This is a genomic window from Nocardiopsis sp. NPDC006938, from assembly GCF_042869555.1.
GTDB lineage: Bacteria > Actinomycetota > Actinomycetes > Streptosporangiales > Streptosporangiaceae > Nocardiopsis.
Genome location: NZ_JBIAGA010000003.1, coordinates 118,497 through 143,778 on the forward strand (window position 1 = coordinate 118,497; position 25,282 = coordinate 143,778).

General features: G+C 72.7%; 23 protein-coding genes. 13 read left to right on the forward strand and 10 right to left on the reverse strand.

What is annotated here, in order from left to right:
• Nucleotides 1–291: 291 nt before the first annotated feature.
• Nucleotides 292–891, forward strand: a complete 600-nt coding sequence (locus tag ACFYL4_RS05970; protein ID WP_357756398.1) for a TetR/AcrR family transcriptional regulator — start codon at nt 292–294, stop codon at nt 889–891.
• 158 nt (nt 892–1,049) lie between these two features.
• Here the strand turns inward: ACFYL4_RS05970 and ACFYL4_RS05975 are convergent, their stop codons facing one another.
• Nucleotides 1,050–1,715, reverse strand: coding sequence for a response regulator (locus tag ACFYL4_RS05975; RefSeq protein WP_387516780.1), 666 nt, complete (start codon nt 1,713–1,715; stop codon nt 1,050–1,052).
• On the reverse strand, nt 1,690–2,961 hold the full coding sequence (locus tag ACFYL4_RS05980; RefSeq protein ID WP_387516782.1) for a sensor histidine kinase: 1,272 nt from the start codon (nt 2,959–2,961) through the stop codon (nt 1,690–1,692). The genes ACFYL4_RS05975 and ACFYL4_RS05980 overlap by 26 nt, the downstream gene beginning before the upstream one ends.
• Nucleotides 2,962–3,060: 99 nt before the next feature.
• Between ACFYL4_RS05980 and ACFYL4_RS05985 the strand changes: the two genes are divergently transcribed.
• The 4 genes from ACFYL4_RS05985 to ACFYL4_RS06000 all read left to right on the forward strand — a co-directional run bounded on the left by ACFYL4_RS05985 (nt 3,061) and on the right by ACFYL4_RS06000 (nt 9,957).
• On the forward strand, nt 3,061–4,446 hold the full coding sequence (locus ACFYL4_RS05985; RefSeq protein ID WP_387516784.1) for a DUF418 domain-containing protein: 1,386 nt from the start codon (nt 3,061–3,063) through the stop codon (nt 4,444–4,446).
• A gap of 550 nt (nt 4,447–4,996) precedes the next feature.
• Nucleotides 4,997–6,001, forward strand: a complete 1,005-nt coding sequence (locus tag ACFYL4_RS05990; RefSeq protein WP_387516786.1) for an ABC transporter ATP-binding protein — start codon at nt 4,997–4,999, stop codon at nt 5,999–6,001.
• A gap of 130 nt (nt 6,002–6,131) precedes the next feature.
• Nucleotides 6,132–6,980: an ABC transporter permease gene (locus ACFYL4_RS05995; protein WP_387516788.1), complete on the forward strand. Its 849-nt coding sequence runs from the start codon at nt 6,132–6,134 to the stop codon at nt 6,978–6,980.
• A gap of 262 nt (nt 6,981–7,242) precedes the next feature.
• On the forward strand, nt 7,243–9,957 hold the full coding sequence (locus tag ACFYL4_RS06000; protein WP_387516790.1) for a sensor histidine kinase: 2,715 nt from the start codon (nt 7,243–7,245) through the stop codon (nt 9,955–9,957).
• A 240-nt stretch (nt 9,958–10,197) separates the two neighbouring features.
• On the opposite strand, the gene ACFYL4_RS06005 is transcribed toward ACFYL4_RS06000, so the two are convergent.
• The 3 genes from ACFYL4_RS06005 to ACFYL4_RS06015 all read right to left on the reverse strand — a co-directional run bounded on the left by ACFYL4_RS06005 (nt 10,198) and on the right by ACFYL4_RS06015 (nt 12,718).
• Nucleotides 10,198–10,944, reverse strand: coding sequence for a hypothetical protein (locus ACFYL4_RS06005; RefSeq protein ID WP_387516792.1), 747 nt, complete (start codon nt 10,942–10,944; stop codon nt 10,198–10,200).
• A gap of 345 nt (nt 10,945–11,289) precedes the next feature.
• Complete coding sequence (locus tag ACFYL4_RS06010) at nt 11,290–11,817, reverse strand: hypothetical protein (RefSeq protein ID WP_387516794.1); 528 nt, start codon at nt 11,815–11,817, stop codon at nt 11,290–11,292.
• Between the two features lie 337 nt (nt 11,818–12,154).
• The gene (locus tag ACFYL4_RS06015; protein ID WP_387516796.1) at nt 12,155–12,718 is read right to left on the reverse strand and encodes a gamma carbonic anhydrase family protein; all 564 of its coding nucleotides are present in this window, start codon (nt 12,716–12,718) and stop codon (nt 12,155–12,157) included.
• Nucleotides 12,719–13,099: 381 nt separating this feature from the next.
• Between ACFYL4_RS06015 and ACFYL4_RS06020 the strand changes: the two genes are divergently transcribed.
• Nucleotides 13,100–14,293, forward strand: a complete 1,194-nt coding sequence (locus ACFYL4_RS06020; RefSeq protein ID WP_387517177.1) for a cell division protein DivIVA — start codon at nt 13,100–13,102, stop codon at nt 14,291–14,293.
• Between the two features lie 157 nt (nt 14,294–14,450).
• On the forward strand, nt 14,451–14,900 hold the full coding sequence (locus tag ACFYL4_RS06025; protein ID WP_357756427.1) for a GNAT family N-acetyltransferase: 450 nt from the start codon (nt 14,451–14,453) through the stop codon (nt 14,898–14,900).
• A 58-nt stretch (nt 14,901–14,958) separates the two neighbouring features.
• On the opposite strand, the gene ACFYL4_RS06030 is transcribed toward ACFYL4_RS06025, so the two are convergent.
• A complete protein-coding gene (locus ACFYL4_RS06030; protein ID WP_387516799.1) occupies nt 14,959–16,665 on the reverse strand; it encodes an MDR family MFS transporter in 1,707 nt (568 codons plus the stop codon).
• 192 nt (nt 16,666–16,857) lie between these two features.
• On the opposite strand from ACFYL4_RS06030, the gene ACFYL4_RS06035 reads away from it, so the two are divergent.
• Nucleotides 16,858–17,472, forward strand: coding sequence for a TetR family transcriptional regulator (locus ACFYL4_RS06035; protein WP_357756433.1), 615 nt, complete (start codon nt 16,858–16,860; stop codon nt 17,470–17,472).
• Nucleotides 17,473–17,637: 165 nt separating this feature from the next.
• Here ACFYL4_RS06035 and ACFYL4_RS06040 read toward each other — a convergent pair whose 3' ends face one another.
• Nucleotides 17,638–17,958, reverse strand: coding sequence for a hypothetical protein (locus tag ACFYL4_RS06040; protein WP_357756435.1), 321 nt, complete (start codon nt 17,956–17,958; stop codon nt 17,638–17,640).
• Nucleotides 17,959–18,166: 208 nt separating this feature from the next.
• Here ACFYL4_RS06040 and ACFYL4_RS06045 point away from each other — a divergent pair, with 208 nt between their 5' ends.
• The gene (locus ACFYL4_RS06045; RefSeq protein ID WP_387516801.1) at nt 18,167–18,817 is read left to right on the forward strand and encodes a class I SAM-dependent methyltransferase; all 651 of its coding nucleotides are present in this window, start codon (nt 18,167–18,169) and stop codon (nt 18,815–18,817) included.
• 143 nt (nt 18,818–18,960) lie between these two features.
• Here the strand turns inward: ACFYL4_RS06045 and ACFYL4_RS06050 are convergent, their stop codons facing one another.
• Nucleotides 18,961–19,341, reverse strand: coding sequence for a RidA family protein (locus ACFYL4_RS06050; protein ID WP_387516803.1), 381 nt, complete (start codon nt 19,339–19,341; stop codon nt 18,961–18,963).
• A 181-nt stretch (nt 19,342–19,522) separates the two neighbouring features.
• Between ACFYL4_RS06050 and ACFYL4_RS06055 the strand changes: the two genes are divergently transcribed.
• On the forward strand, nt 19,523–21,121 hold the full coding sequence (locus ACFYL4_RS06055; protein ID WP_387516805.1) for an amidohydrolase family protein: 1,599 nt from the start codon (nt 19,523–19,525) through the stop codon (nt 21,119–21,121).
• Nucleotides 21,118–22,053: a sugar kinase gene (locus ACFYL4_RS06060; RefSeq protein WP_387516807.1), complete on the forward strand. Its 936-nt coding sequence runs from the start codon at nt 21,118–21,120 to the stop codon at nt 22,051–22,053. Before ACFYL4_RS06055 ends, ACFYL4_RS06060 begins: the two co-directional genes overlap by 4 nt.
• Nucleotides 22,054–22,233: 180 nt before the next feature.
• Here the strand turns inward: ACFYL4_RS06060 and ACFYL4_RS06065 are convergent, their stop codons facing one another.
• Entirely contained in the window at nt 22,234–22,545 is a 312-nt protein-coding gene (locus tag ACFYL4_RS06065; RefSeq protein WP_357756449.1) for a hypothetical protein, read from the reverse strand.
• A 248-nt stretch (nt 22,546–22,793) separates the two neighbouring features.
• On the opposite strand from ACFYL4_RS06065, the gene ACFYL4_RS06070 reads away from it, so the two are divergent.
• Both ACFYL4_RS06070 and ACFYL4_RS06075 read left to right on the forward strand, forming a co-directional pair.
• A complete protein-coding gene (locus tag ACFYL4_RS06070) occupies nt 22,794–23,093 on the forward strand; it encodes a DUF6412 domain-containing protein (RefSeq protein ID WP_387516810.1) in 300 nt (99 codons plus the stop codon).
• Between the two features lie 645 nt (nt 23,094–23,738).
• Complete coding sequence (locus ACFYL4_RS06075) at nt 23,739–24,446, forward strand: YidC/Oxa1 family membrane protein insertase (protein ID WP_387516812.1); 708 nt, start codon at nt 23,739–23,741, stop codon at nt 24,444–24,446.
• A 53-nt stretch (nt 24,447–24,499) separates the two neighbouring features.
• Here the strand turns inward: ACFYL4_RS06075 and ACFYL4_RS06080 are convergent, their stop codons facing one another.
• Nucleotides 24,500–25,117: a superoxide dismutase family protein gene (locus tag ACFYL4_RS06080; RefSeq protein ID WP_387516814.1), complete on the reverse strand. Its 618-nt coding sequence runs from the start codon at nt 25,115–25,117 to the stop codon at nt 24,500–24,502.
• Nucleotides 25,118–25,282: the final 165 nt, after the last annotated feature.

The window sequence follows — 25,282 nt, forward strand, 5'->3', positions numbered from 1 at the left end:
GCGCACCCCGCCCCTTGCGTGTGTGCGGCCGCCGGTACGGCCGGGTGCCGTGCGGAGGCGGCGTGCTTCCCCTGTCGGTCGGCCGGGCCCGGGGGGCCGGGCGGCTGACGCGCCCGTGCCGGTCGGCCGGGCTCGGGGGGCCGGGCGGCTGACGCGCCCGTGCCGGTCGGCCGGGCCCCGGGGAGCCGGGCGGCTGACGCGCCCGTGCCGGTCGGCCGCTGCCACCCATCGTCGATACGCATGTACCGATACGAGGGCATCAACAGGCCCCGGGTGTGCCAGAATGACGGGGTGCCGAAGGTCGTGGACAGGGAAGATCGACGCAGGAGGGTCGCCGACGCGATCCACCGCATCGCCGCCAGGGAGGGACTCGAAGGAGTCAGCGTCCGGGTGGTCGCCGCCGAGGCGGGACTGTCGGCGGGCGCCGTACAGCGCGAGTTCGCCACCAAGGACGAGCTCCTGCACTTCGCGCTGCGCGCCTCCGTCGACGAGGTCTCCGCCCGCTTCGGCCGGTTCAGGGTCGGACCGGAGGCGCTCACCGTCGCAGGCGCCCTGCGCCAGGTGCTCCTGGACCTGCTGCCCACCGACGAACGGCGCCGCGCCCAGGCCAGGATCTGGTCCGCGTTCTACGCTCGCGCGGCCGTGGACCCGGACTTCGCCCGTGTGCTCGCCGCGCTCGACGACCAGGCCCGTACCCACCTGCGCATGGTCATGGAGTACGCGCGCGACCAAGGCGAACTCGCCCCCGGCCAGGAGCCCGTGGGAGCGGCGGAACTGCTCATGGTCCTGTTGGACGGCCTGTGGCTCACCTGCGCCCGCCTGCCGGAGGACGCCGACCTCGCCGCCCAGCGCGCGGCGATCGACGCGGCGGTCCGGCTCCTCATGCGCTGACCGGCCCCCGGAGTCCGCCCCGGGGCCCGCGACCGCCGTGGTGTCCGCCCGGTGTTCCCCGGGGCGTGCGTTCGGTCCCTCCGCCCTCCGGGGCCCGTGTTCGGTCCCTCCGCCCTCCGGGGCGCGCGTTCGGTCCCTCGCCCTCCGGGGCGCCCGGATCAGTCCTCCCCGAAGGTGTCGGACCACGTGGCCAGCCCGTAGCGGTAGGCGTACACGGCCGCCTGCACCCTGCTCTCCACCCCGAGCTTGGTGAGGATGCGGGTCACGTGGATCTTGGCGGTCCCCGGCGTGATGCCCAACTCCTCCGAGATCCGCGCGTTGCTGTGCCCCATCGCCACGAGCCGCAGCACCTCGCGCTCCCGCCCGGTCAGGTCGGCCGACCGTCGCGGCGCGGCCCGGGGCGAGGTCTGCGCGAACCTGTTCACCAGGCGCGGTGTCACCTTCGGATCGATCACCCCCTCACCCCGGTAGGCCGCCCGGACCGCCTCCACGTGCAGCTCCGGCTCGCTCTCCTTCAACAGGAACCCCACCGCCCCCGCCTGGAGGGCGCCGAAGAGGTAGTCGTCGATGTCGAAGGTGGTCAGCATGACCGTGGGCGGCGCCGGGTCCAGCCGGGCCAGCTCCCGCACCGCCGCCACGCCGTCCATCCCCGGCATCCGGATGTCGGAGAACACCACGTCCGGCCGCAGCCGCCGCGCCATCACCACCAGCTCACGGCCGTTGGCGGCCGCGCCCACCACCTCGATGTCCGGCGCGGAGCCCAGGAGCAACCGCAGCCCCTCCCGGGCGGCGGGCTGGTCATCGGCCAACAACACCCTGATCACGTTCGGCCACCTCCTCCTGACCGGGGTCCGCCTCACGGGACTCCGGGCGACCCGGTACGGGGAGCCGCGCCCGCACCCGCCAGCCGCGGCCCGGACCGAAACCGGCCTCCGAACGACCGCCCCAGCCCTCGGCGCGCTCGCGTATCCCGCGCAGACCCAGGCCGGGCGGCCCCTCACCGGTGGACGCCGACCGGCTCCCACGTCCCCCGGTCGCCGGGGAGCCGTCGTCCTCCACGGTCACCACCAGCTCCCGGCCAGCCCCGTCGGTGCGCGACTCCAGACGGACCAGCACGCTCTCCGCCGAGGAGTGCCGCAGCACGTTGCCCAGCGCCTCCTGCACGATCCGGTAGGCGTCCGCCTCCAGCCGGGCCGGTAGCCCCTCGACCGCCTTCGGCACTTCCAGGTCCACGGCCAGGCCCGTGTCGTCCAGCGCCGCCACCAGGAGCGGCAGGTCGTCCAGGAGCACGTCCGGGGGAGCGGGCTCGTCCAATCTGTCCTCGCGCAGCAGTTGCAACAGCTCACGCATCTCGCGCACCGCACGCCCCGACGCCTCGGAGATCGCCGCCAGCACCGCGTCCGGGTCGCCGTTCGGCCCCTTCAACGACTCCCGGCCGCCCACGGCCAGCAGACGGATGGCGCTCAGGTGGTGCCCGGCGACGTCGTGGACGTCACGGGCGATCCGCGCCCGCTCCCGGGCGCGCTCCCGCTGCGCCCGGTCCAGGTTGGCCCGCCGTCGCTGCGCGGCCCGTTCGACCCGCAGCCGCACCAGGGAGCCGACGAGGGCGGGCGACATGGCCAGGACGGTGATGGACAGCTGTTGCGGGATCGACTCCCGGCTGAGCATGTCGCCGTGGGTGACGATGTTGAAGAAGGCGAGTATCCACACCGCCGACAGCGGTGCCACCAGGGACACCGGGCTTCCGTGCCGGACCGCTGACCAGGCGGCGAAGCAGGCCAGCCAGATGGTGAAGGGGTCGCTGAAGCCCAGGACGGCGTGGTGGACGAAGACGGCCGTCCCCACGGCCAGGGCGGACGGGAAGGGGAACCTGCGGCGCCACACCAGCGGGAGGCAGCACGCCAGCTGGGAGAGGCTGACCAACCAGGGGGGAACCGACTCCGGGCCGAAGGGCCAGCCGACGAGGAGCGCGGAGGCGAGCAGGGCGGTCAGCGCCGCGTCGCGCGTGGTCACGGGCAGCCGCCGCCAACGCCGGGCCAGGGTGTCGAGCGGCCTCTCGCGTGTGTGCATGCGTCCCATGGTGGGGCACGGTGGCCGGGGCCGCGTCTGCCGAAGGACATACGCCCTTCGGCAGACGCGTCCGGCAGGGGGAGTCGGCAGGCTCGGCCCATGGACGACTCCACGAAGCCCCGGACCGGGGCGTCACACGCCGCACGGGTCCACGCCGACTCGGACGACCCGACGCGGCCGGGCGCCGTCGAACGGCTCGCCACCGGGGGTCCGGACGATCCGGGCCCGCCCCCCGCCTCCGGCGGTCCTTCCACCACGAGCGCCCCGCGACCGACTCCGCCGCCACGCCTCCTCCTGCTCGACGTCCTGCGCGGCCTGGCCATCCTCGGCACCCTGGCCTCCAACATCTGGCTCTTCCATCCCGCCCTTCCCGGCACCCCCTCCCTCCCGCGCGAGCTCCTCGACCCCCTCGTCAACGGCAAGTTCCTCGCGATGCTCGCGATGATGTTCGGCGTGGGTCTGGCGGTCCAGCACCGGGCCGCCGCGGCGCGCGGGCGGCCCTGGCCCGGCCGGAGCCGGTGGCGCCAGGTCCTGCTGCTGGTCGAGGGCGCCCTGCACGGCCTGTTGCTGTTCGCCTGGGACGTGCTCATGGGCTACGCCGTCACCGGGCTGCTGGTGATCTGGCTGCTGGGCCGCTCCGATCGGGTCCGCTCCGTGGTGATGTGGTCGGCCCTCACGGTCAACGTCGCCTTCCTCACCGTGATGACGGCGGTGTTCTCCCTGGCCGAGGCGTCCGGGACGAGACCCCCCGAACCGCGCGGGCTCACGGAGCACCAGGTGCTCTTCCTCGAGGGCGGCTACCTCGAACAGGTCGCCGAGCGGGGGCGGGACTTCCTCGGCACCAGGATCGAGATCCTCGTGACCTTCCCGCTCGTGCTGTTCCTCTTCCTGCTGGGAGTGCGCCTCTACCGGGCGGGTGCCTTCGACGACGACGCCCGGGGCCGGGCGTTTCGCGCGCGGCTCGCGCGCTGGGGGATCGGGCTGGGCCTGCCGTTGTGCCTGCTCGGTTCCCAGATCTCCGTTCTCGGTCAGGCGCACCGGTACGGCTTCGCGATCGTGCTCATGCTGGGCTACGTCGGCCTGGTGGGCTGGTTGCTGGACCGTTCCGGGGGTGACGGTCGGCTGGCGGGGTCCCTGCGCGCGGTGGGGCTCACCGCGCTCACCTGTTACGTCCTCCAGAACCTGCTGGGCTCGGTGGTCTTCTACGGCTGGGGGCTGGGGCTGGCCGGGTTCCTGGAGGAGCGGGGGATCGACGGGGCCATGAGGGAGGCGGTGCTGCTCGCGGTCGGACTCGGCATCGCCCTGGTCCTGGTGGCCGGAGCCCGTTGGTGGCTCCGGCGGTTCGGGCGGGGGCCGCTGGAAATGGTCGGAAAGCGGTTGGTGTCCTTGGTCCCGGAACGTGATTCCTCGAAGGGTGACACTTCTGCTCACCCCTCTGACCAGCGCCGTTCTTCAGTTGTTGGAATGCGTCGGAGGCATCGATAAAACCTTTCCCCTGGCCCGGGCGAGGGTGGGTGCGCAATTTCGCTTATCGGAGTTCCGTGTCCGTCCTCCCAGATCAGCCCCGGGGTCTGAGGGGGTGGTCGGCCACCCGTGATGTCATTCGTACCGTCGTTCGCCAGGCGCCCGGAGGGCGGAAGCCACCCGTTGGACGATGTTTCCCAAGAAGAAGCCAACCCCTGCGCGCATTCCCCGCGATCCCTCTGCTGGTAATCGCGGTATTCCGGCCGTGCGCCGCCCCCGAATCGTGTAGAACATTGGTGACTGCCGAGGGGCCGCGCCCGACGACGTGTTGTGAGGGGACGGGCGCGCCTCCGACCGGTGGTGAGGGCCGCGCTCGTACGTGAGTTCACGAAGGGGCACGCACGGGCGCGGCCTCGTTCCCGCGGTCCGGCTGAGGGGCCGGACCAGCGGGAACCCAACGCGGACGGGCCTCGCGATGACATTTGTCAGCGGCGGGGGCGGATGAAGTGTCATCGGGTACCGGTGACAGCGACGTCTGTCGGCCGGGGCCCGTTCGCGCGACGCTGGTGCCATGACGACGACTGAGAACGCCCGACCGGCCGCCGCGAACCCGGGTCCCGCCCCCACGACGGCCCCCTCGGTGGTGGTCAGCGACCTCCACCAGCGCTACGGGGACTTCGAGGCGGTCCGCGGGGTCTCCTTCGAGATCCGCCCCGGCGAGCTCTTCGCCCTCCTCGGAACCAACGGCGCCGGGAAGACCACCACCATCGAGACGCTGGAGGGCTTCCGGCGCCCGAGCTCCGGGACGGTACGCGTCTTCGGTCAGGACCCCCACGGCCAACCGGCCGAGGTGCGCGAGCGGGTCAACGCCGTCCTCCAGGGCAGCGGCCTCATGGACGACCTGAGCGTCGACGAGAGCCTGCGCCTCACCAGCGACCTCGCCGCCGACCCCCGCGACGTCGAGGAGATCCTCGACCTGGTCGACCTCAAGGACAAGCGCGGCCTGCGCGTGCGCCAGCTCTCCGGAGGGCAGAAGCGCCGCCTCGACCTGGGCTCGGCGCTGCTCACCCGCCCCGAGGTCCTCTACCTGGACGAGCCCACGACCGGGATGGACCCCGAGGCCAGACACGAGACCTGGCGGATCGTCAGCGGCCTCAAGGAGAGCGGCGTGGCGGTCCTGCTCACCACGCACTACCTGGAGGAGGCCGAACGCCTCGCCGACCGGCTCGCCATCATGCACCGCGGAGAGATCCGGGTGGAGGGCACCCTCGCCGGGGTGCTCGCGGGCTGGGGCGACCGGGTGAGCTTCCTGCTCCCCGGGGAGGTGCGCACCGCGGACCTGCCCGACGTGCCCGGGGCCACGATCGAGGTCGAGACCCGCGACCAGGAGCTCTGGGCCACCTACACGGTCACCGGCGGGGACGTGGCCGAGCGCGCCCACCGCGCCGTCGCCGCGCTCGTCGCGTGGTCGGCCGAACAGGGGACCGCCCTCCGACACCTCCAGGTGCGCGGAGCCTCCCTGGAGGACGTCTTCCTCCAGGTCGCGGACGGCGCCACCGACCTCGTCACCTCGTGAGGACGGCGGTCCGGGCCACCTCGCCCCGACCGCGACGCTGCGCCCCGCCGCCTTCGACCCCACCCCACGGCCCCGCCGCCGGGACCACGCGCCGCCGCGCGACCCCGGCCCCGAACCCAGGAGAGACACCATGAGCACGACCGCCACCCGACCCCCGGCCAGGGGAACCGCCCGGACCGGACCGAGCACCCTGAACCGGACCCTGCGTCTGGCCCGCACCGAGTTCACCCTCTTCGTCCGGTACAAGACCGCGCTGATGTACCTGATCATGCCGGCGATCCTCTTCATGCCGCTGTGGTCCACGCCCAGCGCGCCGGTGTTCGGCGACTTCACGACCCACGACCTGTCGCTGGCCTCGGCGGTCATCGGCATCGGCCTGATGCTGGGAATCGGGCACCCCTCCAACGTGTTCGCCGCGCGCCGCGAGTCCCTCGTGCTCAAGCGCCTGCGGGTGAGCGGAGTCCCCCAGACCGCCATCTTCGGCAGCGTGACGGTGGTGGTCGTCGTCTTCTCCGTGGCGCTGACGGCGGTGATCCTCGGGGCGGTCGCGGCCCTCGGCGGAAAGCTCCCCGCCGACCCGGTGATGCTGGCGGTCGCGGTGCTGCTCAGCTCCGTGGCCATGACCCTGGTGGGTCTGCTGATCACGCCCCTGGTGCGCAGCGCGGAGTCGGCGCAGATGTTCTCCGTGGTCCCGATGATGGCCCTGCTCCTCACCGGCGGGATCTTCCTGCCGCTCGACCTGCTGCCCGAGCCCGTCCGCATGGTCGTCCAGTTCCTTCCGGTCGCCCCGGCGGCCGAGATGGCCCAGGCCGCCTACACCGGCTACGACGTGTTCGGCGGATACGAGGGAGCCGAGGCCCTCGGAACGGCGGCCCTGTGGGTCGGAGCCCTGCCCGCCATCGGCGTGATGGCGGCCTGGATCGTCGTGCTGTCCCTGCTGGTGCGGCGCTACTTCAAGTGGGACCCCCGCCAGCCCTGAGTCCCCACCACGGTGCGGACGGGCGGGCGGAGCGGTGGAGCCGGAAGGGCCAGGACGGGGCCCTCCGGCTCCACCGCGCTTCGGAGTCGGTGCGAACGCGGGGCGCGGGGTAGCCCGTTCTCCCGGTCGTGTGGTCAGAAGGTCGCGCTATCACGGGAACGCCACCCGGCGGGAAACCGGCCCTGTGGACAACGGCTCTGAGAGGTCGTACCGCCCCTACCTTGGAATCCGACGAGAGGTGCGCGGAAGGCGGGAGAGGCACGTGGTGGAGACGGACGGGCGCGCGGCGCCCGTGGGGGAGACGGGGGCCGCCACGGCTCACGGACCCCGGGGCACGGAGGCCCCCGGGGCTCCGGGGATGAGCGCGGGCCTGACCCGCAGAATCCGCCGTGCCCGGCTGTACTGCCTGATCAGCATGGCCGCCTTCCCGTTCCTGGTGCCCCTCTGGGCCGGAACCGGGCTCCTGGTTGACCTCGCCCACGCGTGGGAGCTCCTGGAAGGCCAGCCGGACTACGTCCTGGTCCTGGCCGCGGCGCGGACCTTCGCCCTGTTCACCGCCTCGGTGCTGAGCGCGCTCGCGATGTTCCGGATGATCCGGGACCGGCTGGACGGCCGGACCAGACCGGACCGCGTCATGTACCGGAGCAGCCTCGCCCTGCTCCTGGTCCTGTGCCTCTTCCTGTGGCACACGCCCAGCGTCTTCGCCGTGTGCGTCTCGGCCTGGGTACTGGTCGCCTTTCTGTCGACCCGCAGGGAACTGCTCCTGCTCACCGTGACGGCGCTGGCACTGGCCGTGGTGAACACACAGGTCAGCCCGGTGCACACCCCGCTGCTGCCGGGCCCCGACGATCCCCCCGGCTTTCCGGGGTTCTTCGGCAGCATCGTGGGCAACGGCGTGTTCATGATCGTCTGGGGCGCGTTCCTGTGGATCGGCTGCGTGTACACCGTCTGGCTGTGGGACGGCATCCGGCGGGTCACCGAGGGCCAGCAGGCCCGGGCTCGGCTGGCCGTGGACGGCGAGCGGCTGCGCATCACCCACCACCTCCAGGAACTGCTGTGGCACCGGCTCGACGCGCTGCGGCTCGGGGCGGGGCGTGCCGGGCGGAGCCTGCGGGCCGACCCCGAGGAGGCCAGACGGGAGATCGGCCTGGTCCACGAGCTGGCACGGACCACCCTCAGACAGGTCCGCTCGGTGGTCCGGGGGTACCGGGACATCGACCTCGACGCCGAGGTCGGTTCGGTGCGCGCCGTGCTGGAGGCCAACGGCACCGTCACCACGGTCTCCGGGGTCACCGACCTGGACGTCCCGGCGGACACGGCGGCCCTGGCGGCCTGGGTGGTGCGCGAGGGCGGCACCAACGTCCTCAGACACAGCCGGGCCCAGACCTGCCGCATCACCTTCTCCGTCGCGGCCCCCTCCGAGGACGGAGCCGGGGAGCTGGCGGTGGAGCTGGCCAACGACCGCGCGAGGGAGGGGGTCCGGGGCGGGGTGGGCTCCGACAGCGGACTGGCCGGGCTCTCCGAGCGGATCACCGGAGGCGGCGGCGCGCTCTCGGCGTCCCGGACCGACGACGGGGGGTTCCTGCTCCGCGCCGTACTGCCCCTGACGGACGCGCCGGATCGGGTGCGGGCCGTCGGCGGAGAGGACGGCCCCCGACCGGGGGGCGCGGGTGCGAAAGGCGTGTCGCCGAGCGCCGCACCGACCGGGGCCGGGGGCGCGGCTGAGGCCACGGCGGGTTCGGTTCCGACGGTCGCGGGGGCCTCGGACGGCACGGCCCCCGACCCCCAGCTGCTCGCCGACCTGGCCGCCGACCGACGGGTCCGGCTCTCCCGGCGGATCATCATGGCGCTGATCAGCTTCAACAGCCTGTGCATCGCCGTTGTGGCCGTCACCGACCCCTACTACAGCGTCGTGTACGGGTTCCCGCTGGGGAACTCGCTGGCCGGAGTGTTGTGCGCCGTGGTGGTCGCCGTCCTGCTCCTGCTGCTGCTCCGGGAACGGCTGGACGGCAACCGCCAGCCCAGCCCACCGCTCCTGTGGGCCTCTGTCGCGTTGGTCCTGCTGAGCGCGGTCCTGCTCAACGTCCCGCCCGTGGCGCTGGTCATCATCGGCGCCTGGTGGGGAACGGCCGTGTTCTTCACCTCGCGGAGCACCGGACTGCTGATCAGCGTCCTGCTGCTGGTCTCACCCCTGCCGCTGATCCCGACCTTCTCCGCCTTCTTCGAGCCCAACGGCGTCAACCCGGCCGCGTACGGGCTGCTCTGGTACCTCGCCGTGTTCGTGGCGCTCGTGTTCGCGTTCAGCACCTTCGGCACCATCTGGCTGTGGGACATCAGCCGCGAGGCGGTGGCGGGTCAGCGGGCCAGCGCCCAACTGGCGGTGACCCAGGAGCGTCTGCGCTTCGCGCGGGACATGCACGACCTGCTCGGACACAGTCTCTCCGCGCTCGCGGTCAAGGCCCAGCTGGCGGGGCGGCTCGTGGACCGGGCCCCGGACCGCGCGGCCTCGGAGATCGCCGAGATCCAGGGCCTGGCCGGGAAGGCGCTCCAACAGGTGCGGGCGGCCGTGAGCGGGGACCGGGAGGCCGACCTGGAGGAGGAGGTCCGGTCGGTCGGCGAGGCGCTGGAGTCGGGGGGCACGCGGACGGTGGTCACGGGGATGGAGGGGCTGGAGCTCCCGCCGAAGGCCGCGGGTCTGGCCGCGTGGGTGGTACGTGAGGGCGGGACCAACGTCATGCGGCACAGCGACGCCGAGGAGTGCCAGATCAGTTTCCGGCTCACCAGGGACGGCGCCGACGTGTCGCGGGGGTTGGTGGTGGAGGTCCACAACGACAGCGCCAAGGCCGAGGCGGCCGGGGGGAGCGACGGTAACGGGCTGGCGGGACTCTCCGAGCGGGTCGCTCTGGCCGGGGGGACGCTGTCCCGGGCGCGGACCAGGGACGGCGGGTTCCTGCTGCGGGCCGTGATCCCCTTCTGACCTGGGGACTGGCATGGGGAATGGCCTGGGGGTCTGGAAACTGGGCGTGGGCCTGGGCCGGGGAAGTGGGGCCTGTGAACGGTGGTCCGGGGGCGTGGGACCGTGGGTGGTTCTCCGGGCCCCGGCACCGCCTGCCGTCCCGGCCCGGTGAGGAGCCCCGCCTCCGTGACCGCCCTGTTCCGTGGCGCCCTGGACCTGGGCGCCACGGAACATCCGGGGGGACCATGGGAGGCGGTGAGGTCAGAGAACGCCGAGGGAGTCGAACGCGGCGTTGATCCCCGCCGTGGCCTCCTCTCCGCCGTCGGTGTTGAGGCCGAACATGAAGGCGCCCCGGTCGTCGCTCACCTGGACGACCAGGAACCGCCCGTAGCCGCCTCCCTCGGACGTGTCGTCCAGGGTCGCGCCGAAGGCCGGAAGATCGTTCAGGGTGGTCTCCGCCGAGGGTTCGACCCGCAGGTCGACACCCCCGCTGGCCAGTTCCGCGACCATGTCCGTGGCGAGGGACAGCCCGGTGGCGGCCAGGGGTTCGAGCGGGCCGATCTCCTCCGTGCCGGTGACGATGAAGGCGTCGGGATCGTCCTCGGAGCCGTACACCGTGTACGAGGAGTACTCCGCCGGGACCTGGTCGTCGCCGAGCCGGGCCCACCCCTCGCCGGGCAGGGCGTAGGCCAGCCCCGACCTGGAGTCGGTGACGGTGCCCTCGGCTCCCGGCGGCGGACCCGAGACGGTGGTGGGGCTGTCCGCGGAATCGTCCTCGTCGGTGCCCGAGGCGGCGTCCGGTCCGCCCTCGGAGTCGCCTCCGCCACCGGCCAGGAACCAGCCGACGCCTCCAGCGGTCACGAGCAGGAAGAGGAAGGTCACCACGAGGGCGACGGTGAGGGTGACGCGGCGGGCGTGGTCCGGTTCACCCACGGTGCGGCGGTCCGCGGGGGCGCGGGTGTCCGGGCGCTCCACCTCGCGTTCCGGCCTGTCGGGTCCTGTGCGCATCTCGGCTCCTGAGGGGCTGCTGGCCGTTCTGTGGGCTGAGGGGCCCTGAGGGGGCCCTACCCAGAACGGTTCGGCACGGAGCCGTACGAAGGTGGCCGGATCAGGCCGATTCCGGACGGTTCGAGTTCCGAATCCGAGAATGGTGTGACTGGGGCGAAGGCTGGGTCTAGGGGATCGCGAACCTCGGACCGCCGCGGATCTCAGGGGGTGGAGGCCGTGGGGAGGTCCCTCAGGAGCCGGGACCGCCCGGTGGCGCGAGGCCGGGGGACGGTGGGGCGGCGGGGGCGGACTGATCACCAGTGGGGGAGGTCCCTCAGCTGGACGGGTCCCGCGCCGGCGCGGGTTTCAGAGGTGCCAGGCCCGCCAGGGCACGAAGTGCGGCAGAACCACGTCGCACAGCGGACGCGGTCCCGAGGGCGGGTCCGGGGTTCCGCCCCGGACGGGCAGGACGAAGACGGGCGGGCGGTGGCCGTCGCGGGCGGGGGGCACCGCGCCGGGGCGTCCGGTCCCCGGCGCGCCCTCCGGTACGGGCTGGCGTCGCACGCGCTCCGGCCCGGCCGGAGCGGGGACGGGTGACGCGGGGGCGGCGTTCGGGGCGTCGGGCCGGGCGGCCTCGCCAGGGGTGGCGGGCTCGGGTTCGGAGGCGGACGGGTCCCCGTCGTGGCTGGTCGCGGGAGAGTCGTCGGCTGGGGGCCCACCGGCCACGGTGCGGCAGGGCAGCCCCAGCGCGCGGTCGATCTCCGCGGGGCTGAGCGGGTGTTCGGTGTCGGCCACGGCGATGAGCACCTCGGCGTAGAGCTCGATCTCGTCCAGCGCGACGTGGTCGTGGAGCCGGTCGGCCACTCCGAGCCCGTACTCACCCAGGCCGTTCACCACCACTCACCTCCCGGGACACGGGTGTCGCTGGACAGGTCGTCAACCCCGGGCCCCGGGGCGATGCGGGCGCGGCGCGACGGAACCGGTCCCACAAGGAGAGAGGAGTTCCAGGGTACGGCGGCCGGGCCCCGTGGCGCATGACTCGTGTGGGCCAGTACCGGGCTGGCCCGGGTTAGCCAGAGAGCCACATCCCTTTGGGGGGCGGCGATGCGGCTTCTCCCCCAGGAGTGCCACGGTCGGGTCCGGGTCCCGACCCGGGGAGGGGCCGCCCGTGCGAGGCCGCTCCCCGGGTTGATTCCGGCGCAATTCCGGTCCGGATTCCGGTCCGGGGTACTCACCGCCAGGTGACGTCCTGGTGCTGCACGGCGTACGCGGCGTAGGCGGTGGGCGTGTGCTCCAGCACGAGGCGGTCGTCGTCGTTCAGCTCACGGACCACCTTGCCGGGGACCCCGGCCCAGAGCGTCCCCGCAGGGACGACCTTGCCCGGGGCCACCAGCGATCCGGCGGCGACCAGGGCGCCCCGGCCGACCCGGGCCCCGCCCAGGACGATGGCGCCGATGCCGATGAGCGCCCCCTCCTCCACGACGGCCCCGTGCACCATCGCCTTGTGCCCCAGGCTCACGTCGTCGTGCAGCACGGCGGGCTGCCCGGGGTCGGAGTGCAGTCCGCACTGGTCCTGGATGTTGACCCGGTTCCCGACGACGATGTCCTCGGTGTCGGCGCGCAGGACCGACCCGTACCAGACACTGCTTCGCTCACCGAGCCGGACGCGGCCCACCACCACGGCTCCCGGGGCGATCCACGCTGTGGGATGGATCTCCGGTTCACCGAAGGGGGCGCCGCCGATCCTTGCTCCGGTACGCGGCTGTGTCGCGGGTCCGTCCGTCGGGTTGTCCATGCGTGGGTCCTCTCGGCGTGGGTCCCCCGGGGCGGAAGGTCAGGAAGTTGACCGCTACGCCCCCGTACGGGGATGATCGCGCATACCTTAGTAAGAACGTGACCAGGGTCCGCACGGCGATGTGCCCGCCAGGGCTCTTGACGCCTCGGCGCAGCGCGTGTCTACCTTGGTCGTTCGGACGGTGTCTCGGCGTTACGCTCCGCTCTCGGCCGGTGCCCCTCATCGAGCCGAGCCGGAGCACGACAGCGGGCACCCGCGGGCGATCCAGACCGGACGGTTCGACGGGTGTCCCGACGACGAACGGGTACGGGGCAACTCTCACCATTTCGCACCATCTGCGACGTGCAGCGGTGTTAAGGACATGAAAGGCGCATGAGCGATATGTTGCCGGGCGGCGGACTGCAACAAGACCGATTCCCGACGGTGCGCAAGGGCGGCTACGACAAGGCGCACGTCGACGACTACTACGTCCGTATGGACAACCAGTTCAAGGACCTCCGTGAGCGTCTCCAGCGGATGGACGACGAGCTGGAGCAGTACAAGCGCGACCTCGCGATCGCCCGCGAGAAGGCCCAGGTCAAGCCTGAGCACGAGCAGATCAGCGAGCGCATGGCGGAGATCCTCCGTATCGCCGAGGAGGAGGCCAAGGAGCGTCGCTCCCGGGTCGAGGCCGAGGTGAAGGAGGCCCAGAAGAAGGCCCAGGAGGAGGTCGCCAAGCACCGCAAGGACTCCGAGGAGCACGCCGAGCGGATCGTCTCCGCCGCGCGTTCGGAGGCCAACGAGATGGTCGGCGGAGCCAAGAAGGAGGCCGACCAGCTCCGGGAGCAGGCCAAGCAGGAGGGCGACCGCCGTCTGGGCGAGGCCGAGGCCCGCGCCAAGAAGATCCACGACACTGCCGACCGCCGTCTGGCCACGCTGACGGCCACGCACGCCGAGGCGCTGCGCCGCCTCAAGGACATGCACTCCACGCTGGCCGACCTGGTCGCGGCGGAGGACAAGGCCGGTGCGCTGGAGACGGGGCTGTCCCGCGAGGCGACGGTGACGCCTGCGGCCGAGGCCCCCAAGGCCCAGCCGAACCAGGGTCCGCAGAGCAGCCCGGTGCGGCCCAAGCCCGCGGTCAAGCCCGAGAACAAGGCCCCGGAGGCGAAGGCGCCCGAGGCACCCAAGCCCGCCGTCCAGCAGGAGAAGAAGGAGGAGGCCACCACGAAGCTTCCCCCGCTCCAGCAGGAGCCGGACCAGGCCACGGTGCGCATCAAGCCGCTGGCCACGCCCGAGTCGGCTCCGCAGGACGCCCCCGAGCCGGAGGGCCAGCGGGGTCCCAAGCAGGACGAGGGCAAGGGCGGCGACCCCGCGCCGGTCGCCCCGCAGCCCCCGCAGGGTGCCCGCTTCAACGCCCCGGCTCCGGGCCAGGCCCCGGGGTTCCAGCAGCCGAGCGGCCCGCAGCAGGCTCCGGCGGCCCCGCCCGCGGACGAGACCGGCGGCGACCCGGGGATCACCGGTGTCTACCGGCGTCCCGAGGCCGGCCAGCAGCCGCCCGCGAACGACGAGGGCGTGCGCGTCATTCGCAAGCCCTGACACGGCGTCGGACCGGCCCGCGCGGGAGGCCCCCGTGGCGGTCGTCGGCGGGTACGTCACGAGGGCGGGACCTGCCGGTCCCGCCCTCGGTGTTTTGTGGTCAGTTGTAGGGGGACGTCCGCCTTGTCGCAGGCTGTCGGCTACGATGCCGACAGCCATGATTATCCGCGCGGCCATTCGGTCCGACCTCGGTGCGATCCTGCGTCTTCTGCGCGAACTCGGTGACACCACCCACACGCAGAGCGCTCATGTTCGCATGTCCTCCGCCGCCGTACGCGCCTGGACCCGTATGGAGAACGACCCCGACCGCACCGTTCTGGTGGCGGAGCGCCGGGGGCAGATCATCGGGACCCTGGACCTGCTGGTGGTGGCCAACCTGACTCACGACGCCCAGCCCTGGGCGGTGGTCGACAACCTCGTCGTCGACCCGGAGACCAGACTCCAGGGCATCGGCAGGGCACTCATGGAGGATGCCCTGGACCGCGCCGCGCGCGCGACCTGCTACAAGGTGGAACTGCTCTCGCACGAGAGCCGCCAGGGCGCGCACCTGTTCTACGCCGCCCTGGGCTTCGACAGCTCGGCGACGGGTTTTCGCCGCTACCTCTGACCCCGGTCGGCGCGGGTCGGCCCCGGCCCGTCCGGGCCGGAACCCGCACGCGGGCCCGTCATTCCCCCGTGCCGCGCCGCGCGCGCGAAGGCTTCGGGCCGCCGCCGCGCAGCGGTACGCCCTTCATGAACGCGACCGCGACCAGGCCCAGCACGGCGATGGGGATCCCGGCCACGAACACGCCCTGCATGGCGTGGTCGAAGGCGCCCACCACCACGTCGCGCACCGGTTCGGGCAGGGAGTGCACCAGTTCCGGTGAACCCTGCGCGGACTCGGCGGCCTGTTCCAGGCCCACCGTCAGCTCCTGGGCGCCCGAGTCGGTGCCGCTGGCGGTGTCCAGGGCCAGCGCCTCCTGCGCGGCGGTCGCCGCCGACGCGAGTTCGGCGTTGAGGCGGCTCACCATCACGGCGCCGAACGCGGCCACGCCCATGGCGCCGCCCAGGTTGCGGAAGAAGGTGACGGAGGCGGTTCCGGCGGCCAGGTCCCTCAGCGGGAGCGCGCTCTGGACGGCCAGCAGGAGGATCTGCATGTTGAGGCCGAAGCCGAGGCCCACGAGCACCTGGCCCACGACGACCGTGGCGAGTCCGGGGTCGAACCGGGTCAGGCTGAGCACGGTGAACCCGACCACGCACAGCGCCATGCCGACGACCGTGTAGGCCTTCCAGCGGCCGTTGCCGCTGATCGCGAAGCCGGACCCGATGGACGTGAGCAGGAACGAGGCCACCAGGGGCAGGGTCATCAGTCCGGAGACGGTCGGGCTCATCCCGTGGACCATCTGGAGGAACTGCGGCATGTAGATGATCAGACCGAACATCATCATGCCGACGGTGACCGAGCCCGCCGAGGCCAGCACGAACGTGCGGTCGCGGAACAGGCGGGTGGGGATGATCGGTTCCTTGGCGCGCTGTTCGACCAGTACGGCGGCGACGGTCAGCACGACCGCGCCGACGCCCATGGCGTAGGCGGGCGCGGAGTTCCAGGGGATCTGGGTTCCGCCCAGGCTGAGCAGGACGATCACCGTGCTTGCGGCGCTGAAGATGAGTCCGGCGCCCAACCAGTCCACCGTGGGTCGGTGGCGCGGTGTGAACGGCATGCGGAACATGAACTGGATGACGCCGAAGGCCACCACCGCGAGCGGCACGGTGATGAGGAAGCACCAGCGCCAGCCGAGCGGGCTGTCCACCAGGAACCCGCCGACGAGCGGGCCGAGCACCGTGGAGACGCCGAAGACCATGCCGATGAGGCCGCTGTAGCGGCCGCGTTCACGGGGTGAGACGACGTCGCCGAGGATGATGTTGGGGAGGGTGGCCAGGCCTCCGACGCCGAGCCCCTGGAGTGCCCGGGCGGCGATCAGCCAGTTGATGTCCTGCGCGAACCCGGCAGCGAGCGACGCGACGATGAAGACGCCGAGGGCGATCTGGAAGAGGAGCTTGCGCCCCCAGATGTCGGAGAGCTTGCCCCACACGGGGGTGGAGGCGGTCATCGTGAGCAGCGCGGCGGTGGCCACCCAGGCGAGGCGGTCCTGCCCGCCGAGCTCGCCCATGATCGTGGGCAGCGCGGTGCCGATGATCGAGTTGGTGAGCATCGAGGTGAGCATGGCCAGGACCAGGCCGACCATGATGCGCCGGACGACGGGGCGGGGCGGATACTCGGGTGCGGCCTCGGGGAGCGGTGCGGGGGAGGCGGGGGCCTGGGGGGCGGGTGCGTCGGGGGTTCCGGGGGAGTGGCCCCGGGTGGTGGACGTCCCTTGTGCTGACTGTTCCATGAGGCCCCCGATTCCGGACGCACGAAAGCCCCACGGCAGGTACACCGGGGGCGAGCATCCACGTCAGGTATATGTAAACGCTGTTGACCTGTCAAATCGGTATCTCTCGGATGCTTCCGGTAGGCGTGGGGCACATCGAGGTGTCAACCTGGAGTATCGAAGACCAGATCGCGGCCACCAAGGGGTGTGCAGATGGAGCGTCCGGACGAGACCGGAGGCGGCGCGCAGGCGCCGGCGCGCGGCCGTGAGGCGACCCGGGAGCGCATCCTGGCCAGCGCCAAGACGCTGTTCACCAGCGAGGGGTACGGCGCGGTCTCCTCGCGCAAGATCGCCTCGCACGCGGGGGTGAACGTCGCGCTGATCAACCGGTACTTCGGTTCCAAGGCGGGACTGCTGACCGAGATCCTGCGCGCGGACGGCGTCTTCCCCCGGCTCATCGAGGACGGTGCCCCCGAGGACCTCACGGAGCGGCTGGCGGAGCACTCCGTGGGCCGTCTGCACGGGGAGGGCACTCCGTTGCAGCTGTCACTGGACGACTCGGCCGGGGACCCGGACCTCCAGACGGTCTACCAGGGGCGGCTCAAGAGCGCGCTGATCGATCCGCTCGCCGTCTACCTGGGCGGGCCCGACGCGCGGGTGCACGCCTCGCTGGTCGCGGCGGTCCTGCTCGGGGTGGGCCGGGTCAGACGCGTGGAGGGCGCGACGGCGCTGCGCGCACACGACCGGGAACAGCTCAAGGAGAGGGTTCTGGCCCTGCTGGAGCTGTGTCTGGAGGACTTCGGCGAACCCGGGGCCGAGGGCCCCTGAGCCCCGGCGCTCCGGCCACCGGCGGAAGGCGCCCGGGCGGGGCCCGCGCGGCCGGGCCGGAGAGGGCACGGGCGTAGGACGCGTCGGACGCGAGAAGGCCCCCGCCGCTCCCAGGCAGAGGAGGACGGGGGCCGTTCGCCGGGTCGTGACGACCCGGGCTCCGGATCAGAGCGGGAACGCGCTCAGGATCGCCGCCACACCGCCGATGGGCAGGATGAAGCCCCAGTACTGCATCGGCACGAAGAAGAACGTGTGGGCGTTGCGGTACTCGACCGGCTGACCGGTGCCCGGGTGGAACCCCTGCTTGGGGGCGTTCAGCTTGGCTCCGGCGAAGTAGACGCCCACGGCTCCGAGCAGCAGGCCCGCGCCCGCGCCGAGACCGGCGGACTCGCTGCCCACGGTCTCGGCGGCCAGGAAGCCCAGGGGGACGGTGAAGACGGCGGCGATGAGGATGACCAGGATGCCCCAGCCGCGCCAGATGATCATGGTGTTCTGTCCTTGGAGGTGTCTCTGAAGGGGTGGATGCGGACACTCGGTGTGATGTGGGGGCCGGGAGTTCGGTTCTGGGTCGCTCGTGAATATCGGGACCGTCTTTTCACGCGTTTCCGTACCGTTCCTTTCCCTTGCCGGTTCGGCAAGGGAACTCGCTTCGTCCCGCACCGCTGAGCAGAGTGGGGGAGGAGGTGGTCGACACATGACCGACGAGCACGGTTCCCTGCCCGAGGAGATGGGCGAGGAGTTCTGGAACGAGCGGTACCGCTCCAGCGACCGGATCTGGAGCGGGCGGCCCAACCGGCACCTGGTCAGGGAGGTCGAGGGACTCCCACCGGGAAGGGCCCTGGACGTGGGCGCCGGTGAGGGCGCGGACGCCCTGTGGCTGGCCGCACGCGGTTGGCGGGTGACCGCGGTGGACATCTCGTCCGTGGCGCTGGACCGCGCGGCCGCACACGCGATGGCGGCGGGCGCGGGAGTGGCGGACCGGATCACCTGGCTGCGCGCGGACGTCACCCGCTGGGCTCCGCCGACTCCCCAGTACGAGCTGGTCACGGCGCAGTTCATGCACCTGTACCCGAATCCCCGGGCGCTGCTGTTCGCGGACCTGGCGGCGGCGGTGATCCCCGGTGGTGAGCTCCTGGTGGTCGCGCACCATCCCCGGGACCTGGCGTCGGGGGTGCCGCGCCCGCCCCACCCCGAAATCTTCTACGAGGGCGACGCGGTGACCGCGGCACTGGTGGAGGGGGAGTGGGAGGTGCTCGTCGACGAGGCGCGTCCCTCGGAACAGGTCCTGGACGGGGTCTCCCACACCGTGCACGACCTGGTGGTGCGGGCGCGTCGGCTCAGCTGACCGGGGCCGACCGGGGGTACGCGGTCCGGTGCCGCCGGGGTCCGGCGAGGGGGACCGGCCGCCCCCGGGGAGCCGAGTTCGGGGACGGCCGGTCGATCAGGGGCTCCGGGGGGAACACTCCCCTGGAGGGGCGGGGGCGCCGGTCAGTCGCGGAGCTTGGCGACCACGTCGATCTCGACCAGGATGTCGGCCAGGTCGGAGCCCACGGTGGTGCGGACCGGGTAGGGGGCGGTGAAGTGCTCTTCGTAGACGGCGTTGAACTCCGGGAAGTCCGCCTTGAGGTTCTCCAGGTGGACGGTGGACTTGACGACGTCGTCGAGGGTCAGGCCGTGTTCGGCGAGCACGGCGGCGACGTTGGCCAGCACCTGCTTGGTCTGCTCGCCCACGGTGGGCGCGACCCGCCCGGTGGCCGGGTCCTGCGGGCCGAACCCGGCCGTGTACAGGAAGCCGCCCGCCACGACGCCCTGGCTGTAGGCGCCGGCGGGAACGGGGGCGTTGTCGGTCTGGACCGCCTTCTTGGACATGCGTCTCCTTCGGTCGGGTCTCGTGTCCCCGCACCTCGGGGGCCGCGTGGTCGGGTTCGCGGACACGCTTATTGGCAACAAAGTTATCAATTATCCTTCCCAAAGCTTATCTTGGGCCACACCGACACTCCGGGCGAAGGCAGCGCGGACCGGGGCGTCGGGGACCCCGATCGGAGGAACAGTGCAGCCCGAGACCGTACTCGCCGGAGGACGGGTGATCGACGGCACCGGCGGCCCCTCCCGTCACGCCGACCTCATCCTGCGCCATGGACGCATCAGCCACATCGTGCCGCCGGGTACCGCGAAGAGCACCGGCGACGTCGTCGACGTGACCGGCCTCGCCGTCTCCCCGGGGTTCGTGGACATGCACGCCCACTCCGACCTCGCCCTGCTCGCCGACCCCGCACACGAGGCCAAGGTCCTCCAAGGCGTCACCCTGGAGGTGCTCGGCCAGGACGGGCTCGGCTACGCGCCCGTCACCGACGCCACCGCCGACCCCGTCCGCGAGAAGATCGCCGCGTGGAACGGCACCCCCGAACTCGACCACTCCTGGCGCGGGGTCGGCGAGTACCTCGACCTCATCGACCGGGGATCGCCCACCAACGCCGCCTACCTCGTCCCCCAGGGCAACGTCCGCATGGCGGTCGTGGGCGACGACGACCGCCCCGCCACCGAAGCCGAGATCGGGCGCATGCGCGCCATGGTGGCCCGGGGCATGGCCGAGGGCGCGCACGGGCTCTCCGCCGGGCTCACCTACACGCCCGGCATGTACGCCAGCGACGACGAGATCGTCGCCCTCCTCGAACCCGTCCGCGCCGCGGGCGGCTACTACTGCCCCCACCACCGCAACTACGGTTCGCGCGTGGTCGAGTCGTACCAGGAGTGCCTGGACGTGGCCCGCCGCGCCCACGTTCCCCTCCACCTCGCGCACTGCCACGTGAACTTCCCGCAGAACCGGGGCCGTGCCCGCGAGGTCCTGGACGCCATCGACGAGGCCACCGTCCGCTACGGCCTGGACGTCACCCTCGACACCTACCCCTACCGGGCCAGTGCCACCTACCTCGCCGCCCCACTGCCCTCCTGGGCCCAGGAGGGCGGGACGGCGGCCACCCTCGCCCGCCTGCGCGACCCCGCCACCCGGGCCCGCGTCCTGCGGGAGGTCGAGGCCGAGGGCACCGACGGCAACCACGGCGTCCCCATGGACTGGACCTCCCTCGTGATCACCGGAACCGCCGACCCCGCGCTGTCCTGGGCGGTCGGGTCCTCCATCTCCGACCTGGCCCGCGACCGCGACGAGTCGCCGGGCAAGGTGTTCGTCGACCTCCTCGTCGCCGACGAGCTGCGCAGCGGCTGCCTCCTCCAGGTCGGCAACGAGGAGAACATCCGCACGATCATGCGGCACGGAGCGCACACGGCGGGCAGCGACGGCATCCTCGTAGGAGAACGCCCGCACCCGCGCGGCTGGGGCACCTTCCCCCGCTACCTGGGGCACTACGTGCGCGAGGTCGGCCTGCTCACCCTGGAGGAGTGCGTCCGGCACCTCACCTCCCGGCCCGCCCAGCGGCTGGGCCTCACCGACCGGGGCGTCATCCAGCCGGGCGCCTTCGCCGACCTCACCGTCTTCGACCCCGACACCGTCGGCTCCCCCGCCACCTACGAGGAGCCGCGCCTGCCCCCCGTGGGCATCGAACACGTGCTGATCGCGGGTGAGTTCACCGTCAGGGACGGGCGTCGCACCGACCGCCTCCCCGGCCGATCACTTCGGAGGAACGCCCGATGACCAGGATTGACGCGGTCTGCGTGGGGGAGACCATGGCGGTGCTCACCTCACCCGAGGCGCTGACCGAGGGTTCCCTGCTGGCCGTGGGCGCCGGCGGCGCCGAGTCCAACGTGGCCGTGGCACTGGCCAGGCTGGGTCACCGGGCCGCGTGGGTGAGCCGGGTGGGGGACGACCCCTTCGGGCGCATCGTCACCGCCTCCGTCGCCCGCTGCGGCGTGGACGTGCGGGGCGTGGAGGTGGACCCCGGGCTTCCCACCGGCCTGTACGTGAAGGACACGGCGCCCGGAGGCGCGGGGGTCCTCTACTACCGCAAGGGGTCGGCCGCGTCGGTGATGTCGGTGGGGGACGCCGAGAAGGTGTGGTCACGGGGCCCGCGCCTGGTGCACCTTTCCGGGATCACCCCCGCGCTGTCCGGGCGCGCGGCCGCCCTCGTCCGCGAACTGCTCGACCGGCGCTCCGGGAACGGCGCGCTGCGCTGCTTCGACGTCAACCACCGGCCCGCGCTCTGGAGCACCCGCGAGGCCGGGCCGGTGCTGCTGGACCTGGCCCGCCGAGCCGACGTGGTGTTCGTCGGCCGCGACGAGGCCGAGCGCCTCTGGGGGACCCCGGACGCCGACGACGTCCGCGCCGTGCTCCCGGAGGTGCCGACCCTGGTGGTCAAGGACGCCGGGAACGGGGCGACCAGCTTCGACGGCGCGGGCACGGTGTTCGCGCCCGCCCCGCCGGTGGACGTGGTGGAGGAGGTCGGTGCCGGAGACGCCTTCGCCGCCGGTTACCTCTCGGGGCTGCTCGACGGACTGGCCCCGGAACGGCGGCTGAGCCTGGGGCACGCCGCCGCGGGAGAGGTGCTGTGCTCACGGGGGGACACCCTCGACCGGGTCCCGGACACGGTCCCCGGCATCCGTGCCCCGGACGCCGACCTGGGCACGTGATCGGGACGTCTGGGTGGGTGCCCGGCCGACGCGCTCCCCGGGCGGGGTGGGCAGGGATCGGTGCGCCGTCCGGACGAAGACGGTGCGGGTGCGCGGGCGCGGGGCACCACCGCACCCAGGAAGAGGCCGACCGTGCCGCACGGGCGCGGGTGCGCGGGCGCGGGAGTGCGCCCGCCGCGTCTACCCGATGACGATGGCACCGGCCAGCACCGGAGTGCCGAACCGGACGGAACCCTGACCGGAGGCCAGAGTGCGACTGCCCTGGCAGCTGGTGCCCGCGAACAGCGCGAACCGGTACTCGCCCTCGATCTCGACCACCCCGCCCTGCCCGGTCTCCAGGACCCGGCAGCCGCCGTTCTCCACGCTCTGCTCGTGGCCGGACTCGAAGGTGACACGCATGGGAGCGGTGTCCTCCTTCTTGCTGGCCATCCCCGAGATGGCCCCGGCGATGGTCGCGGACATGGTGGCCAGGTTGGCAGGGCGGATCGGCACGGGATTCCCCTTTTCGCCGGGCTCGCGCGAGCCCATGGGAGACAGGTACTGGAGACGCGGCCGGGCACCGACGGGCGCTGCCGAGCGCACAGATGGTTACTCTGTGTCATTTAGCTACAGGATCGCGCGAAAGGACGGGAGCCGGGGCGGAGTGTCGGCGGATTTCTCCACAGGGCACGGATCGTCGTGGCCGGTCCGGCCGACGCTGGGTACGATGGGCGGGAACGAACACGGAGGGAGGGGAACACGTGCAGTACCTGTTGCCCTTCTTCGAGTTCCTCGCCCTCGGTTTCCTCCCGGCCGACCTGCCCCTTCCCGGAGTGGATGGCGGCGCCGTGACCCTGCTGGTCGTGGCGGTCGGTGCGGCCCTGGTTCTGCTGGCCCTGCGCCGGACGACCCTGTGGCCGGTGGGCGACACCGCCACCGGAACGGCGCACGCGATGCGCCGCAGAGCCAGCAAGCTCCCGGTCCTCGCGCTGTGCGACCCCGACGCGGCGGGCAGACCGCGGCCCCGAGCGCCCGGGGCGGCCCTTCCGGCCGCTCGCTGAACCACTCCGGTGCACGCCTCGTGCCCCGGTGGGTTCGAACCGAACCGCAACCGTCGTGACCGGTGTCGCCGTGCGCTGTCGCGGGTCGTCGCACCGGGGCTGGCTCCGGGGTCCCGCCCGCCTGGCGGGTACACGTGGCGACACTCTGTGCTGACACCCGCCCGCCCGATCCCGTGCCTTCCCGGACCGTCGCGCGCAGGCGCCCGGCGCCCCCGTCTGGCGGCTCCCCAAGAGGGCCCGAGACGACAGGTGCCGGGGCGCGCCCGTGATGACGCCACCTGCCCTGTGCCGGTGCCCGGGCCGGGCTCGCACTGACGTGTGCCCGACCCGCTGTCGCCGACCTGGACGCCGGTGGTGACAGCCACTGGCGCCCGCGCTTGGGCTCACGCGCTCGTGGGCCGTGGCGCCGGGGGTGTCGGGGGCCTGGGGTGTCCGGGGCCCGGGTGTCCGGGGTCCGGTTGCACCGGTACGGGCCACGCGCTGGCACGCGTCCGTCGTGACGGGCGCTCCGAGCCGCGTCGTCGCGGGTGCCCGCGCCCCGGGCACCGTGTCGACCCGACCGGTCCGACCAAGCGCGCACCACCGTGGTTTCCGTTCCGAGCGGCCCGACGTCTGTCCTTCCCACCCAGACGAGGGGTCTCGACCTTGTACACCTTCGGGCCGATCGCGGCCGTCATCAGCATGCTCTCGGCGGTCCTCGCCGCCCTCACCACCGCACTCGCCCCGTTCGCCGGGGCCCTGGCCGCAGGACTGGCGATCGTCGGCCTGACCGTCGCCGTGCGCCTCCTGCTCCTGCCGCTGGGGGTGGCCCAGGTACGCGCGGAGAAGCAGCGCGCCCGGCTCGCGCCACGGCTCGCCCACATCACCAAGCGCCACGGCAAGAACCCCGAGCGGATGCTCGCCGAACAACGCAAGGTCTACGCGGAGGCGGGCACCTCACCGCTGGCGGGCTGCCTGCCCGGCCTCGCGCAGATCCCGCTGGTCGTGGCCCTGTACGGGCTGTTCATCGGGGCCGGACCGGGGGAGGAGCCCCTGCTCGCGCACACCCTCGGCGGCGTCGAACTGGGCTCCACCCTGGTCACCAGCGCGAACGGGCTCCTGGTGCCCCCGGTCTTCGTCGGCCTCCTGCTGCTCCTGGCCCTCGTGGCGTGGGCCAACCGCCGCTACGTGGTGCTCCCGATGATGCGGGAGAACCCCGCGCAGCCGCCCATGATGGCGGCGCTGTCCTACATGCAGTTCACGACCGTGGTCATCGCCGCGTTCGTGCCGCTGGCCGCCGGGGTCTACCTGGTCGCGTCAACGACGTGGGCGCTCGCCGAGAAGGTGGTGCTGCGCAGGGTTCTCCCGGACTGAGCCGACCCGGAACCGCGGGGGCCGCGTGTGCGCGAGTGCCGGACCCGTGAGTGTCAGAACTCGACGGTCACACAGGCGAGCCGGTCCCCCGCGGTGCCCGCGTGGCCCTCGTGGGTGGCGGTGTGCTCGTCGTGCAGCACCAGGGCGTGCGCCTCGCCCTCGCGGAACTCCCAGTCGACGGTGGAGGTGACGAAGGCGTTGCCGCTGCCGTCGGTGGTCATGTCCAGCCAGACCTCGTTCTCCGGGTTGGCGTACTCCGGGTCGGTGGAGGGTTCGTCCTCCGTCGCCGCGGGGTCGACCTCGTTCTGGTAGTGCGGACCGGCGTCGGCGGGGTCGTCACCGCAGGGGCGGGTGTGCACGTGGGCGCCGAAGTCCCGGTCCGCCTCCAGGCCGGTCCCGGTGAACTGCACGAACGTGGAACCGTCCTGGACACGGACCTGGACGTCGGAGGTGGCGCCCTCGGGTACGGCGGTCTCGTCGTAGGTGATCGCGCCGGCGCTCTGGCCCGGGGGCAGGAAGGTCGACGCGGTCACGCTCGGGGTGGTGGTGGGCTGGGCCGCCGGGTTCTGGGTGGAGGCCGCCCCGTCACTGGTGGAGGGGGCGCCCTGGGCGCACCCGGTGGCGAGAAGGGCGGTCAGGACCAGACCGACGGCGGGTGGCGTGGTGCGCATGTCGGGACTCCCCGGTGCTCAGTGCTGTGGACGTCCGCAACGTTACCCAAAGTGCTTGAGTGTTAACTGGGTGTGCGGAATCTGTGGTGTGGTCGGAGGGGCGGCATCGCCCTCACCCGGGGCGCGCCCCCGCGCTCGGCCCCTGTGGTTCGGGGCCTCCCGTGC

Coding starts and splice junctions, on each gene's coding strand:
- ACFYL4_RS05980 (WP_387516782.1), bottom strand. CDS start 2,961: ATGCACACACGCGAGAGGCCGCTCGACACCCTGGCCCGGCGTTGGCGG.
- ACFYL4_RS05985 (WP_387516784.1), top strand. CDS start 3,061: ATGGACGACTCCACGAAGCCCCGGACCGGGGCGTCACACGCCGCACGG.
- ACFYL4_RS05990 (WP_387516786.1), top strand. CDS start 4,997: ATGACGACGACTGAGAACGCCCGACCGGCCGCCGCGAACCCGGGTCCC.
- ACFYL4_RS05995 (WP_387516788.1), top strand. CDS start 6,132: ATGAGCACGACCGCCACCCGACCCCCGGCCAGGGGAACCGCCCGGACC.
- ACFYL4_RS06005 (WP_387516792.1), bottom strand. CDS start 10,944: ATGCGCACAGGACCCGACAGGCCGGAACGCGAGGTGGAGCGCCCGGAC.
- ACFYL4_RS06015 (WP_387516796.1), bottom strand. CDS start 12,718: ATGGACAACCCGACGGACGGACCCGCGACACAGCCGCGTACCGGAGCA.
- ACFYL4_RS06020 (WP_387517177.1), top strand. CDS start 13,100: ATGTTGCCGGGCGGCGGACTGCAACAAGACCGATTCCCGACGGTGCGC.
- ACFYL4_RS06025 (WP_357756427.1), top strand. CDS start 14,451: ATGATTATCCGCGCGGCCATTCGGTCCGACCTCGGTGCGATCCTGCGT.
- ACFYL4_RS06030 (WP_387516799.1), bottom strand. CDS start 16,665: ATGGAACAGTCAGCACAAGGGACGTCCACCACCCGGGGCCACTCCCCC.
- ACFYL4_RS06035 (WP_357756433.1), top strand. CDS start 16,858: ATGGAGCGTCCGGACGAGACCGGAGGCGGCGCGCAGGCGCCGGCGCGC.
- ACFYL4_RS06040 (WP_357756435.1), bottom strand. CDS start 17,958: ATGATCATCTGGCGCGGCTGGGGCATCCTGGTCATCCTCATCGCCGCC.
- ACFYL4_RS06045 (WP_387516801.1), top strand. CDS start 18,167: ATGACCGACGAGCACGGTTCCCTGCCCGAGGAGATGGGCGAGGAGTTC.
- ACFYL4_RS06050 (WP_387516803.1), bottom strand. CDS start 19,341: ATGTCCAAGAAGGCGGTCCAGACCGACAACGCCCCCGTTCCCGCCGGC.
- ACFYL4_RS06060 (WP_387516807.1), top strand. CDS start 21,118: ATGACCAGGATTGACGCGGTCTGCGTGGGGGAGACCATGGCGGTGCTC.
- ACFYL4_RS06080 (WP_387516814.1), bottom strand. CDS start 25,117: ATGCGCACCACGCCACCCGCCGTCGGTCTGGTCCTGACCGCCCTTCTC.